We start from the raw sequence: 13061 nt of genomic DNA, 5'->3' as shown, positions 1-13061 counted from the left end.
CGCGGGGGGCCGCCGATCCGTCCATGATGGGCCAGTGCCCGGCGCGTACCCGTTCGGCTTCGTCACGGAGAGAGGGAATCAAAGTGACCGATGAACTGAAGTATCAGAACTATCTCGAATTGGATACCCTGCTGTCTCTCCAGAACCCGCGTGCGGCCGGATCCCCGGGATTGAAGTCGACTGTTTTGTCGGAGCAGTTCTTCATCATCGCGCACCAGGCCAGCGAACTCTGGCTGAGGCAGATCATCGCCGACCTGGAAGCCGTCATCGACGCGTTCACGACGAGCGATGACACGTCCCATGCGGAATGGGTCGTCGACCTCCTGCAGCGGGCCGGCGAACTGGTCCGGGTCCTGCACACCCAGCTGACCGCGCTCGACCGGCTGCCGCTGCGCGATTTCGCCGCTTTCCGGCAGTTGCTGGGGACCGCGAGCGGTGCCCAGTCGGAGCAGTTCCGGCGACTGGCCCGGCTCATCGGGAACGCCGAGCAGGACGGTCCGCTCTACGAATCCTTCGCCGCCTGGGTGACACGGTCGGGGCACACCGTTTCCGACATCGCCCGGCGCGGCATCGGCGCGGACGTGTACTACCGCATCATCGAAGCCCTGCTCGACATCGGCAACGGGTACTGGCGCTGGCAGGTGAGCCACATCAGCCTGATCACCCGGATCATGGGGAACCACGCCGGCACGGGCGGCACCTCGGGGGCCGGCCATCTGGTGAACCACTGCACCCTGCCCTTCGCGGAGCTGCGCGAGCTGCGGAGCCAGGCGCACGTCGGGCTCAGCGTCGCGTCGTCCTGAAGGCTGGTCCGGGGCTGGTCCGGGGCTGGTCCGGGGACTAGACGGGCTCGAGGACGAACCCGCGCCCCCAGACGTTCCGCACCGCGAGACCCACGAGCTGCAGGCGCCGGCGCAGCCGCATGACGTGCAGGTCCAGCGCGTTGCTGGACGAGCTGGCACCGGAGCTCTCGAGGATCTCCCGCAGTTCGGTGCGGTAGACGATCTCGCCGTATTCGGCGACCAGCGGGGCCAGCATCTCGCACTGCGTCAGGGAGACGGTGACGGAGGAGTCCTTGAAGTAGAGGATGCCCGCCGGGTCGAGCACGGGCTTCGACTTGAGAACGGCCCGGTCCGCGAGCTGACGGAGGCGGGCCTGGAGGTCTTCCCGGACGATGGGCGGGCGCACCCAGTCCTCGTGGAGGCTGAGCCGCTCCGGCGGAGCGGCCCCGTGCTCGACCACGAGGAGACAGAGCTGTCCGCGGACCTTGCACTGTTCGCGAATATTGCTTTCGGCGGGCCACCGAACGAATGTGACCCGGTTCTTCACATCCGCCTTCACAGGGCCCCGTCCCGCAGGCTCTTCGGCCGCATGTCCGTCCAGGCGCGTTCGATGTAGTCGATGGCATGGTCCCGGGACTCGGGCCCGTAGACGACCTGCCAGCCGTCGGGAACGGCCATCTCCTGCGGCCAGAGCGAATACTGCTCCTCGTCGTTGCGCAGGGCGAAATAGTCCCGGCTGTCGTCCTCGAATGGATCAGACATGCACTCAATCCCCTCACCGAGCAGAAAGGCATCTGTATTCCGAGCCGATTTCCCATGACCTGCGCCGGGCCCGGGAGCAAGGCCGACGTTACCAGTCCGAGATAACGGCAGACAGATTCACTCCACATCCGAAGCCGTGCGTTCTGCATATTGACAAGGCGTCGGCGGGTCCCCTCCGGACGGGACCGGCGGTATCATCGGCGGCGCCGGGCGGACCATCGCCGGCAGGTCACGGGTCCGCGGAAAGGAACCGGCAAGAGTTCCCGCGACCGCCCGGGGCAGCCTGCCACGATCGGACAATGACTTCCCGTGTCCGTTCCCTGGATCTCACCGATCCCGTCACGTTCGCCGAGAACGACATCCACGCGTTCTGGCGTGATGTACGTGCCGAGCGTCCCGTCTACTGGCACGAGCCCACCGGCGGAAACCCCGGCTTCTGGGTGGTTTCCCGATATGCCGACATCCAGTCCCTTTACCTCGACGCGTCCCTGACCTCCGTCCGGGGAAACGTCCTCGACGTCGTGCTGCGCGGCGACGACTCCGCCGGCGGGAGCATGCTGGCGGTCACCGACGGCCCGCGCCACCGCCGCCTGCGCAACCTCATGTTCGGCGCGTTCACGCCGCGGGTGCTCGGCGAGGTCGTCGAGAAGGTCGGCCGGCGCGCCGACGAGCTGGTGTCGGCGGCCGTCGGGGCGGACGCGTTCGACTTCGCGGCCGAAGTCGCCGAGAAGATTCCGATGAACACGATCTGCGATCTCCTGTCCATTCCGCCGGCGGACCGGAAGGACCTCCTCGAATGGAGCAAGACCGCGCTGTCCTCGGGCCATGCGGAGGGCAGTGAGCTCGACGCGCTCAGCGCCCGCAACGAGATCGTGCTGTATTTCATGGACCTGGCCCAGGACCGGCGCGAGCGCCCCGGCAGCGACGTCATCAGCATGCTCGCCACCGCGGAGGTGGACGACCGTCCGCTCACCGTCGAGGACATCGCCGTCAACTGCTACAGCCTGATTCTCGGCGGCGACGAGACCTCACGGCTCTCGGCGATCTGCGCCGTGCTCGCCCTCATCGAGAACCCCGCCCAGTGGCACGCCCTGCGGACGGGCGAGGTCTCGCACGAGTCGGCGGTGGAGGAGGTCATCCGCTGGGCGACCCCGGGGATCCACCTGGCCCGCACCGCCGTCGCGGACCTGGAGGTCGGTGGTCACACGGTGCGCGAGGGCGACATCGTCACGCTGTGGAACATATCCGGGAACAACGACGAGTCGGTCTTCGAGGAGCCGCGCAGGTTCACCCTGTCCCGCTCCCCCAACAGGCACCTCTCCTTCGGCCACGGCCCGCACTACTGCCTGGGCGCCTTCCTCGGCCGGGCCGAACTCCGTGCACTGCTGGACGCCCTGACGGCCCGTGTCGCGCGGATGGAGCTGCGCGGGACTCCCCGCCCCGTCTACTCGAACTTCCTCAACGGGTACGAGAGCCTTCCGGTGTCCTTCGAAGGCCGCTGAAACGGCCGGCGGGGCAGCGGCCGCCGGCCACTGCCCCGCACGGGCCGCTGGTGCCCACTCCCTCACGCGCTCGCCCGGCCCTCCCGCCGCGCGCTCCTCAGCGCGTTCTTGTCGATCTTGCCGACCGGTGTGCGGGGAAGGCCGGGGAGGACGATCAGTTCGTCCGGCAGCTTGTACGGCGCCAGCCCGCGGCCGCGGATGTGGTCCCGGAGCGTGCGCAGCGAGATCGGTGCCGCCGCGGTGTCCGCGCCGGCGCCGAGCACCACGAACACGCAGAGCCGCTCGTCGAGTTCCTCGTCGGGGATGCCGACCACCGCGGTGTCCCGGACCAGCGGGTGGGTCAGCACGTGGCCTTCCACCTCCTCGGCCGACACCTTCTCGCCCAGGTGGTGGATGATGTCCTTCAGCCGGCCCTCGATGATGACGTTGCCGTCGCCGGTCATCCGGGCCAGATCGCCGGTGCGGTAGAAGCCGTCCTCCGTGAACGAGCGGCGGTTGTGCTCCGGCGCGGCGAAGTAGCCGCGGATCGTGTAGGGGCCGCGGGTGAGCAGTTCGCCGGTGACCCCGGGGGCGACGTCCCGGTCCTCGGTGTCGACGATCCTGATCTCGTCGTCCGGGCACACCGGCCGGCCCTCGGTGCCGAAGACCACCTCCTCCGGGTCGTCCGGGCGCGTGTGGGTGATCAGCCCCTCGCCGATGCCGTACACGTTCAGGATCCGGCACTTCAGGCTCTCGCTCACCCGCTCCGCCGCCGCGGGTCCGAACTTCGAGCTGCCGACCTGGATGGTGACCGCGCTCATGTCCACCGGGGTGCTCTGCGCCGCCTCGGCCCACAGCAGGGCCAGCGCCGGCACCAGGGTCGTGAGGGTGACGCCTTCCCGCTCGATCAGCGGGAACACCAGGTCGGGGCTCGGGTTCGCGGCCAGCACGGCCTTCCCGCCCAGGACCAGCGCGCCCAGCGCTCCCGGGCAGCCGAGGGCGGCGTTGTGCGGCACGGGGTTCGCGGCGAGGTAGACGCCGGTGTCGTCGAAGCCCACCACCGCGGCGCAGGCGGCGATGTTGTAGGCGTAGTCGTCGTGGGTCCGGGGGATCAGCTTGGGCACTCCGGTGGTGCCGCCGGACAGCAGCAGCAGCGCCACCTCGGAGGCGTCGACCGGCGGCAGGTCCTGTGCGGCGGCGCGGGCGAGCTCGGAGAGCGGTGTGAACTCCTGCGCGTCGCCCGTGATCACGACGTGCCGCAGGCCCGGAGCGTCGCGGCGGACCTCGCGGGCCAGGTTCCGGTAGTCGAAGCCCTGGAACCGGTCCTGGCCGACGTAGGCCACCGCGTCCGAGGAGCGCATCAGGTGGAGGATCTCGTCGCGGCGGTGGCCGGGCAGCGCCATCACCGGGATGGCGCCGATGCTGAACAGCGCGATGACGGTGGTCAGGAATCCGGTCCGGTTCGGGAGGTGCACCACCACCCGGTCGCGGCGGCCGATGCCGAGTTCGAGCAGGCCGGACGCGATCCGGTCGGCCTCGGAGAGCAGCTCGGCGTAGCTGGTGCGGCCCGTCGCGTCGACGGCGGCGGTCTTGTCCGGGGTGCGTCCGGCGCGGTCGTCCAGCAGCTGCCGCAGCGAAAGACCCTGCCAGTAGCCGGCACGGCGGTAACGGTCGGCGAAGTCGGGGGGCCAGGGCACGAACCCGTCCAGCATGTGTCCTCCTAGGTTGCGACGCCTTCAGGTTCGGCCAGGAGACGGGGGGCCGTGCCACGCCCGACAGAGCTTTGACAGATTGCCGGGGGCGGGCCGGGGCCTTCCGTGAAGCTCGATGGCGTGAATGGCATACGAACGCGCGACCGGGGCTGGTTGCGGGCCCTCAACACCGTGGAGAGCCCGGCCGGACGGCTGGTCTGCCTTCCCTACTCGGGGGGTTCGGCGGCAACCTACCGTGCCTGGCCGTCGGCGGTGCCCGCGGACCTGTCCCTCCTCGCCGTGCAGTATCCGGGGCACGCGGACCGGCTCGCCGAACCGCTCGCGGGCAGCGTCGCCGAGCTCGGAGCCGGCGTCGCGGCGGACCTGCTGCGGCTGGATCCGGCTCCCTGCGCCCTGTTCGGGCACAGCCTCGGCGCCCTGGTCGCGTACGAGGCGGCGCGCGTGCTGCAGGAGCACGGCAGACCCGTGCGCGCTCTGTTCCCGTCGGGTGCGCCGGCCCCGTCGCAGCACCGCGGCGGGATCACGCACGAGGCCGGGGAGGAGGAGCTGTGGGGCGCCCTGTGCGATCTCGGCGGAATGGACCCGGCGGTCGCGCGGGACTCCGAGTTGCGGGACCTGATGCTGCCGGTCCTCCGTGCGGACATCGCGCTCAGCCTGGCGTACCGGCCGGCGCCGGACGCCGTCCCGCTGGGCTGCGAGGTGCGCTGCCACTACAACACCGGGGATCCGCTGGTGGACGGTCCGCGGATCGACGCCTGGGCCGAGGTCGGTACCGGCCCCTTCAGCGTGCGGGCCTGGCCGGGCGGGCACTTCCGCCTGTTCTCGGACCCGGCCGCGCTGATCGGCGACATCGTGGAGGTACTCGCGGAGGCCGGGTTCGGTGCCGGGACAGGGGTCGCGCGATGACGCTCGCCGGGAAGTCGGTCGTGATCACGGGTGCCGCCACCGGCATCGGCCGCGGGATCACGGAGTCCGTGCTGAAGGCGGGAGCCGACGTCACGGTCGTCGGGCGCCGCGAGGAACCGCTGCGGGAGCTCGCGGACCGGTACGGCCCCTCCGTCGGGGTCGTGGCCCAGGACGTGTCCGCGCCCGGCGCCGCCGAACGGATCGTCGCGGCGGCCACCGAACGCTTCGGCCGGCTCGACGCGCTGGTCAACAATGCGGGTCTGGCCCGGTTCGGCGCGATCGACGGGACCGGTCCGGAGCTGTTCGACGCGATGTTCGCGGTCAACGTGCGGGCGCCGGCCGAACTGATCCGGTGCGCGCTGCCGCAGCTGCGGGCCCACGGCGGCAGCGTCGTCAACATCTCCTCGGTCGGCGCGGTGCTGTCCATGCCTGGGCGCGCCTTCTACGGGGCCACCAAGGCGGCACTCAACAGCCTGACCCGCTCCCTGGCGAGGGAACTCGCCCCGGACGTACGGGTGAACGCCGTCCTGCCCGGACCGGTGGACACCCCGATGTGGAACGAGACCGGTCTGGACGGGGCGGACACCGGGAAGCTGCGGGCCGGCCTTCTCTCCTCCACGCCGATGGGCCGGTTCGGCGAGGCCGCGGAGATCGGCCACTGGGTGTGTCTGCTGCTCGATCCGGAGCTGTCCGGCTGGGTCACCGGGGCTCTGGTGCCGGTCGACGGCGGCCGCACGGCATGACGCACGGCATGACGCACGGCTTGACGCACGGCGTGGTTCTCGAATGTGTCGCGTTTGTTGGCTTTCTGACGGGCATTCAATCGATTCAAGGGGTACCAGCGTGAGTCCAGACATCCTGTCCACCGCCGAATCCATTCCCTCTTCGTGTCTGCACCGGATCTTCCGGGCAGCCGAGGCCCGAGAGGAGGAGACCGGCGTCGGAGTGGTGAAACTGCACGTCGGCGATCCGTACTTCGACCCGGCGGGGAACGTCGCCGATGCCTTCGTGGACGCCGTACGGCGGGGCCACACCAAGTACACCGGCGTGGAGGGCCTGCCCGAACTGCGCGCGGCCGTGGTGGAGAAGCTCCGCACGGACAACCACATCGACAGCGCCGTGTCCCGGCTGCTGATCTCCCCGGGGTCCTGCCAGGGCCTGGCGGCGCTGCTGCAGTCGCTGGCCGAGCCCGGCGCCGAGATCCTGCTGCCGGAGCTCCACTGGCCGGTCCACCTGCAGCAGAGCCTGCTGGCCAGCTTCCGTCCGGTGCTGTATCCGCTGGGCGCGGACTTCCGGCCCGATCCGGAGGCGATCGCCGCCGCCGCGACCCCGCGCACCCGGGTGCTGCTGATCAACTCCCCCGCCAACCCGACCGGTGTGGTGCTCGCCCGCGAGGAGCTGGGCGCCCTGCTGGAGCTGGCCCGGAGCCGGGGCTGGCACGTCATCAGCGACGAGGCGTACGAGCACTTCCTCTACGACGGCGAGCACGTCTCGACCGCTTCGCTGGAGCACGAGGTCCCGGTCGGCGAGCGCATCGTGCACAGCGTCTTCAGCTTCTCCAAGAGCTTCGCGATGACCGGATACCGGCTGGGCTACGTCGCCCTGGCCAACGACCGGGCCGCCGACATCATGAAGGTCAGCCAGGAAGCCAACATCATCGGCACCTCGACCCCGGTGCAGTACGCGGGAATCGCCGCGCTGCAGAGCCGCGCCGAGGCGGCCGCGGTCAACCGCAAGCTGGTGCAGCACAACCGGGACGTGCTGCTGGCCCCGCTGGTCGAGGAGGGTCTGCTCAACGCACTGCCGGCCGGCGGCTGGTACGCGATGCTCGACGTGGCCCGGACCGGCCTGGACGCCGAGACGTTCGCGGCACGGCTGCTGGAGCGCAAGGGCGTCGCGGTGGTGCCGGGCAACGGGTTCGCCATGCGTCCCGAACTCGACGCCCAGGGACGGATCGCCTCCCACGACTACGCGCCGTGGGCGCGGCACCTGGTCCGGATCGCCTTCTGCGTGGATCCGGCGGCGCTGGAGACCGGCGTGCGCAAGATCCTGGAGTTCGTCGCCGAGTCCGGACGGAAGTGAGGAAGCCATGGCCAAGAGTGTTGTCATCGTCGGCGGCGGAACCGCGGGCTGGATGACCGCCTCGTACCTGAAGGCGGCTTTCGGCGACCGGCTGGCGGTCACGCTGGTCGAATCGAAGAACGTACCGACGATCGGCGTCGGCGAAGCCTCCTTCAGTACCATCCGGCACTTCTTCTCCTACCTCGGCCTGGCCGAGCGGGACTGGATGCCGGAGTGCCACGGCACGTACAAGCTGGCGATCCGCTACGACAACTGGCGGGCCGAGGGCCACCACTTCTACCACCCCTTCGAGCGCCCGCGGGTGGTCGAGGGCGTGTCCCTGGCCGACTGGTGGCTGCAGAAGCGGCACGAGCGTCAAAGCACGGACTACGACCGGGACTGCTCGGTGATCGCCGCGCTCTGCGAGGCCAAGCGCTCGCCGCGGATGGCCCACGGCAACAGCCTGATGGGCTTCGACTTCGGGATCGCGACCGACGACCCGTCCCGCTCCACCATGGCCGAGCAGAACAACCAGTTCCCCTACGCCTACCAGTTCGACGCGACGCTGCTGGCCCGGCTGCTCACCCGCTACGGCACCGACCGCAGGGTCCGGCACGTGCTCGACGACGTCGTCGACACGGCCGTGGACGAGCGGGGCGACATCGCGTACGTGCGCACCAAGGAGAGCGGCGACCTCTCGGGTGACCTGTTCATCGACTGCACCGGCTTCCGCGGCATGCTGCTCAACCAGCGGCTCGGCGTACCGTTCCGCTCCTACCAGGACACCCTGCCGAACGACAGCGCGGTCGCCCTCCGTGTCCCCATGGAGATGGCCGACCAGGGCATGGGGCCGTACACCCGGGCCTCGGCGCAGGCCGCCGGCTGGATCTGGACCATCCCGCTGTTCGGCCGGATCGGCACGGGCTACGTCTACGCCAGTGACTACTGCACCCCGGAGGAGGCGGAGCGGACGCTCCGCGCGTACGTGGGGCCGGCCGCGGAGGACCTGACCGCCAACCACATCCGGATGCGGATCGGCCGCAGCGAGAACTCCTGGGTGAACAACTGCGTGGCGATCGGCCTGTCCAGCGGCTTCGTCGAGCCGCTGGAGTCGACGGGGATCTTCTTCATCCAGAACGCGGTCGAGCAGCTGGTGAAGCACTTCCCCGGCGGCCGGGAGGACGAGCAGCTGCGCAGGTCCTACAACCGCCAGGTGGCTCATGTCATGGACGGCGTACGGGAGTTCCTGGTGCTCCACTACGTCGCCGCCAAGCGCAGCGACAACGACTACTGGCGGGACGCCAAGACCCGCACGATGCCGGACGCGCTGGCCGAGCGGATCGAGCAGTGGAAGGTGAAGCTGCCCGACGAGGACAGCGTCTTCCCCTACTACCACGGCTTCGAGCCGTACTCGTACACCGCGATGATCCTGGGACTGGGCGGTCTGGACCTGCGGCCGCGGCCCGGCCTGGCCCTGATGGACGACACGGCCGCGACCAAGGAGCTGCAGCTGGTCCGGGACCAGGCGGCCTCGCTGGTCGAGCAGCTGCCGACGCACTGGGACTACCTGGCGCACATCCACCACCGATGACCGGCACCGTCGCACGGACGCCGGTGGACCCGGTGGAGTTCCGTTCCCTCATGGCCGGGCATCCGGCCGGGGTCGCCATCGTGACGACCACGGCCCCGGACGGCGAACCGTGGGGGATGACCTGCTCGTCGGTGTCCGGCGTCGCCCTGCGTCCGCCGACCCTGCTGGTGTGCCTGCGCGCGGAGAGCCCGACGCTGGCGGCGCTGCTCCGGGTGTCGGCGTTCGCGGTCAACCTGCTGCACGACCGGGCCGAGCCGGCGGCGAACCTGTTCGCCTCCGGCTCCCCGGACCGCTTCGAGAAGGTCGAATGGGCCGTGGCGCCGGAGTCGGGGCTGCCCCATCTGACGGAGGACGCGCACACGGTCGCGGACTGCCGGGTCAGTGCCACGCTTCCGGTCGGAGACCACGTGGTGGTGTTCGGGGAGGTGTTCCGGGTGCAGGAGCACTCGGAGCGGCCGGTGCGTCCGCTGCTGTACGGGATGCGGCAGTACTGGTCGCTGAAGGCCCCGGGAGGCGAGGGTGAGCGGTAGCGGGAACGACGGACGGGTGCCGTCCGCGGAGGCGGAAGGCCCCCGGGCGCGGATCCCCGACTGTCCGCTGGCGCGGACGGCGGGGGCCGTGGGCCCGTGGTGGACCCTGGAGATCCTGCACGAGGTCTTCGACGGCCACACCCGGTTCGAGGCGATCCGCCGGAACCTGGCGATGGACCCCGGCGTGCTGGCGCAACGCCTGGCCTCCCTGCTGGCCAGGGGCCTGCTGGAAACGGTGGAGGGGGCCGCGGACCCCGGTGGCACGGAGTACCGGGCGACCGGCCGGGGCCGTGCGCTGCGCCCGCTGATCCTGGTCATGGCGGCGTGGGGCAACCATCTGCTGGCGCCGGAGGACCGCAGCCTGGTGCTGGTCGACGCGGAGACGGGTGTGGAGGCGGACCCCGTCGTGGTCGACCGCCGGACGGGCCGCCGCCTCGACGGCGCCGGCTTCGTCTTCGCCCGGGGCCCCCGGGCGAGCGGTCCGATCACCGCGCGCTACCCGGAGGTGCCGAAGCGGTGACCTGACGTGACCTGACGTGACCTGACCTGAGCCGGCCCGGCGGTTCAGAGCAGTTCCTGTTCCGCCCAGATGACCTTGCCCTGGGGGGTGTAGCGGGTGCCCCAGCGTTCGCTGAGCTGCGCGACCAGGAAGAGGCCGCGGCCGCCCTCGTCCGTGGTGGCGGCGTAGCGCAGGTGCGGGGCGGTGTTGCTGCCGTCCCAGACCTCGCAGGTCAGGGTGCGGTCGTAGAGCAGGCGGACCCGGACCGGGGCGGTGCCGTGCCGCAGCGCGTTGGTGACGAGCTCGCTGAGGATCAGCTCGGTGGCGAAGCCGAGTTCCGTCAGGCCCCACTCGTCGAGCTTCTTCGCCGCGGCGTTCCGTACGGTGCCGACCTCGCTCGGGTGGAACGGTACGTCCCACTCGGCGACCCGGTCCGGGCCGAGGACCCGGGTCCGGGCGATCAGGAGGGCCACGTCGTCGGCCGGCCGGTTCGGCAGCAGGAGGTCGAGCACGGCCCGGCAGCTCTCGTGCGGGTCCCGGTCCGGGGCGCTCAGCGCGGCGCGGAGCCGTTCCAGTCCTTCGCCGATGTCCCGGGTGCGCTGCTCGACCAGTCCGTCCGTGTACAGGACGAGCTGGCTGCCTTCCGGCAGGCTCATCTCCACGTTCTCGAAGGGCATGCCGCCCAGCCCCAGCGGGGGCCCGGCCGGCAGCTCCACGATCTCCGTCGCGCCGTCGGGGGCGACGAGCAGGGGCGGCAGGTGGCCGGCCCGCGCCATGGTGCAGAGCCGGGAGACCGGGTCGTAGACGGCGTAGAGGCAGGTCGCGCCGAGGACTCCGCCGTCCGAGCCGCTTCCGGTGTCGTCCCGGTCGTGGTCGATGCGCTGGACGAGGTCGTCCAGCCGGGCGAGGATCTCGTCGGGCGGCAGGTCCAGGCTGGAGAAGTTGTGCACGGCGGTGCGCAGCCGTCCCATGGTCGCCGCGGCGTGCAGGCCGTGCCCGACGACGTCCCCCACGACCAGGGCGACCCGGCTGCCGGGCAGCGGGATCACGTCGAACCAGTCGCCGCCCACCCCGGACTGCGCGGGGAGGTAGAAGTGGGCCATGTCCACGGCGCTCTGCTCGGGCAGGGCGCGGGGCAGCAGGCTGCGCTGGAGCGTCTCGGCGAGGGCGTGTTCACGGGTGTAGCGGCGGGCGTTGTCCATGCTGACGGCGGCCCGGGCGACGAGCTCCACGGCCAGGGACACGTCGTCCTCGTCGAAGGGCTCCGGTTTCTCGGACCGCCAGAAGTTGACCACTCCGAGGACGACGCCGCGGGCGGCGAGCGGGGCGGCGATGAGCGAATGGATGCCGTAGTCGACGATGGCCCGGGTGCGGGGCGGGTCCTGGGCGTGCCATCCGGGGGCGTCGGACAGGTCGGTCACCAGCTCGGCCCGGCCGGTGCCGTAGCCCCGGGCCTGCGGGGTGGAGGGCAGGAAGTCGATCAGCCGGCCGAGGGGGTAGAGCGGGGCGTCGGAGTGGATGCCGCTGACCGCGGTGCGCCGCATGTCGGCGCCCGGTCCGGGCTCGTCGCCCTTGAGCACCGGGTCGGCGAGGTCCACCGTGACGTAGTCGGCGAACTGGGGGACGGCGACGTCGGCGAGCTCCTCGGCCGTCCTGACCACGTCGAGGGTGGTGCCGATGTCGCCTCCGGCGTCGTAGAGCAGCTTGAGGCGCCGGCGGGCCGCCTCGGCCCGGCTGGTCAGGATCTGCATCTCGGTGGAGTCGCGGATGGTGACGGCGCTGCCGGCGGCGCGGCCCCGGGTGTGGGTGGGCCGCTGGTTGACCACGAGCAGCCGGTCCCCGCATTCCAGTACCTCGTCGGAGGCCGTGCGGCCGGACAGGAGGAGGTCGGCCATCCCGCTGTCCAGGCCCGGTACCTCGTCGATGCGGCGGCCCTCGGCGTCCTCGGGCAGCCCGAGGAGGCGTTTGGCCTCGTCGTTCGCGAGCAGCAGCCGCCCGTCACGGTCCGTGATCACCACGCCTTCGCGGACGGAGTGGAGCACCGAGTCGTGGTGCTCGTACATGCGGGTCATCTCCTGCGGGCCGAGACCGCGGGTCTGCCGGCGCAGGCGTCTGCTGATGAGGGCGGTGCCGATGGTGGCCAGGGCCAGACCGGTGGCGATGGCCAGGAGGATGACGGGCAGCTGGCGGTTGACGACCCCGGCGACGTTCTTCACCGTCATGCCCGCGGACACCAGGCCGACGACCTTGCCGTCCTCCGAGGTGACCGGGACCACCGCCTGGATCTCCTTGCCCAGCGGGCCCTGCACGCTCTCGGTGTGGACCTTCCCGTCCAGCGAGGGCTCGATGGTGCCGACGAAGCGCTTCCCGATGCGGTCGGGCTGGGGATGGCTGTACCGGATGCCCTTGGTGTCCATCACCACGATGAAGTCCACCCCGGCGGCCTTGCGGGTGCTCTCGGCCAGCGGCTGCAGGACGGCGGACGGATCGGAGCTCTTCAGGGTGTCCTGCAGTCCGAGGGAGTGGGCGAAGGTCTCGGCGACGGAGACCGACCGGTTTCGCGCCTCGCGATCGCTGTCGTGCCGCGACTGGAGGACCAGGGCCAGCAGGGCGCTGGCCGCGAGCAACACCACGATCGCCACCTGGAGGACGAAGACCTGTCCGGCGACGCTCCTGAACCTGTTGCCTAGAGGTGACCGCACCGGCATGCCCGGCACGGGTGGCGGGTAAGGGTCAC

At 71.0% G+C, this 13061-nt stretch carries 12 protein-coding genes; 8 read left to right on the top strand and 4 right to left on the bottom strand.

Annotation, left to right across the window (positions count from 1 at the left end; all coding sequences use genetic code 11):
* Window positions 1-83: 83 nt before the first annotated feature.
* Complete coding sequence (locus ACGFQ9_RS05840; RefSeq protein ID WP_393571557.1) at window positions 84-803, top strand: tryptophan 2,3-dioxygenase family protein; 720 nt, start codon at window positions 84-86, stop codon at window positions 801-803.
* Window positions 804-840: 37 nt separating this feature from the next.
* Here the strand turns inward: ACGFQ9_RS05840 and ACGFQ9_RS05835 are convergent, their stop codons facing one another.
* Together ACGFQ9_RS05835 and ACGFQ9_RS05830 are read right to left on the bottom strand one after the other, a co-directional pair.
* Window positions 841-1242: a winged helix-turn-helix domain-containing protein gene (locus tag ACGFQ9_RS05835; RefSeq protein ID WP_393571555.1), complete on the bottom strand. Its 402-nt coding sequence runs from the start codon at window positions 1240-1242 to the stop codon at window positions 841-843.
* Between the two features lie 95 nt (window positions 1243-1337).
* Entirely contained in the window at window positions 1338-1544 is a 207-nt protein-coding gene (locus ACGFQ9_RS05830; protein ID WP_393571553.1) for an MbtH family protein, read from the bottom strand.
* 299 nt (window positions 1545-1843) lie between these two features.
* Here ACGFQ9_RS05830 and ACGFQ9_RS05825 point away from each other — a divergent pair, with 299 nt between their 5' ends.
* Window positions 1844-3046 (top strand): cytochrome P450, encoded by a 1203-nt coding sequence (locus ACGFQ9_RS05825; RefSeq protein WP_393571551.1) that lies wholly within the window; start codon window positions 1844-1846, stop codon window positions 3044-3046.
* A 62-nt stretch (window positions 3047-3108) separates the two neighbouring features.
* Here ACGFQ9_RS05825 and ACGFQ9_RS05820 read toward each other — a convergent pair whose 3' ends face one another.
* Complete coding sequence (locus tag ACGFQ9_RS05820; RefSeq protein ID WP_393571549.1) at window positions 3109-4737, bottom strand: (2,3-dihydroxybenzoyl)adenylate synthase; 1629 nt, start codon at window positions 4735-4737, stop codon at window positions 3109-3111.
* A 120-nt stretch (window positions 4738-4857) separates the two neighbouring features.
* Between ACGFQ9_RS05820 and ACGFQ9_RS05815 the strand changes: the two genes are divergently transcribed.
* The 6 genes from ACGFQ9_RS05815 (at window position 4858) to ACGFQ9_RS05790 (ending at window position 10345) form a co-directional block, all read left to right on the top strand.
* Entirely contained in the window at window positions 4858-5643 is a 786-nt protein-coding gene (locus ACGFQ9_RS05815; protein ID WP_393571547.1) for a thioesterase II family protein, read from the top strand.
* A complete protein-coding gene (locus ACGFQ9_RS05810; protein ID WP_393571545.1) occupies window positions 5640-6386 on the top strand; it encodes an SDR family NAD(P)-dependent oxidoreductase in 747 nt (248 codons plus the stop codon). Before ACGFQ9_RS05815 ends, ACGFQ9_RS05810 begins: the two co-directional genes overlap by 4 nt.
* 100 nt (window positions 6387-6486) lie before the next feature.
* Window positions 6487-7725 (top strand): pyridoxal phosphate-dependent aminotransferase, encoded by a 1239-nt coding sequence (locus ACGFQ9_RS05805; protein WP_393571543.1) that lies wholly within the window; start codon window positions 6487-6489, stop codon window positions 7723-7725.
* Between the two features lie 7 nt (window positions 7726-7732).
* Window positions 7733-9295, top strand: a complete 1563-nt coding sequence (locus ACGFQ9_RS05800; protein WP_393571541.1) for a tryptophan halogenase family protein — start codon at window positions 7733-7735, stop codon at window positions 9293-9295.
* Complete coding sequence (locus tag ACGFQ9_RS05795) at window positions 9292-9825, top strand: flavin reductase family protein (RefSeq protein WP_393571539.1); 534 nt, start codon at window positions 9292-9294, stop codon at window positions 9823-9825. Before ACGFQ9_RS05800 ends, ACGFQ9_RS05795 begins: the two co-directional genes overlap by 4 nt.
* A complete protein-coding gene (locus tag ACGFQ9_RS05790; protein ID WP_393571537.1) occupies window positions 9815-10345 on the top strand; it encodes a winged helix-turn-helix transcriptional regulator in 531 nt (176 codons plus the stop codon). The genes ACGFQ9_RS05795 and ACGFQ9_RS05790 overlap by 11 nt, the downstream gene beginning before the upstream one ends.
* Before the next feature lie 44 nt (window positions 10346-10389).
* Here ACGFQ9_RS05790 and ACGFQ9_RS05785 read toward each other — a convergent pair whose 3' ends face one another.
* Window positions 10390-13032 (bottom strand): SpoIIE family protein phosphatase, encoded by a 2643-nt coding sequence (locus tag ACGFQ9_RS05785; RefSeq protein WP_393571877.1) that lies wholly within the window; start codon window positions 13030-13032, stop codon window positions 10390-10392.
* Between the last annotated feature and the right edge of the window lie 29 nt (window positions 13033-13061).

It is taken from the genome of Streptomyces sp. NPDC048603 (genome assembly GCF_043199475.1).
Taxonomy (GTDB): Bacteria; Actinomycetota; Actinomycetes; order Streptomycetales; family Streptomycetaceae; genus Streptomyces.
Note: the sequence above shows the minus strand (reverse complement) of the source record. Positions and strands in the feature narration are given on the sequence as shown.

Bases quoted from the DNA above. Each gene is read 5' to 3' on its own strand.
- ACGFQ9_RS05785 (WP_393571877.1), bottom strand. From the start codon at position 13,032: ATGCCGGTGCGGTCACCTCTAGGCAACAGGTTCAGGAGCGTCGCCGGA.
- ACGFQ9_RS05830 (WP_393571553.1), bottom strand. From the start codon at position 1,544: ATGTCTGATCCATTCGAGGACGACAGCCGGGACTATTTCGCCCTGCGC.
- ACGFQ9_RS05795 (WP_393571539.1), top strand. From the start codon at position 9,292: ATGACCGGCACCGTCGCACGGACGCCGGTGGACCCGGTGGAGTTCCGT.
- ACGFQ9_RS05800 (WP_393571541.1), top strand. From the start codon at position 7,733: ATGGCCAAGAGTGTTGTCATCGTCGGCGGCGGAACCGCGGGCTGGATG.
- ACGFQ9_RS05820 (WP_393571549.1), bottom strand. From the start codon at position 4,737: ATGCTGGACGGGTTCGTGCCCTGGCCCCCCGACTTCGCCGACCGTTAC.
- ACGFQ9_RS05825 (WP_393571551.1), top strand. From the start codon at position 1,844: ATGACTTCCCGTGTCCGTTCCCTGGATCTCACCGATCCCGTCACGTTC.
- ACGFQ9_RS05810 (WP_393571545.1), top strand. From the start codon at position 5,640: ATGACGCTCGCCGGGAAGTCGGTCGTGATCACGGGTGCCGCCACCGGC.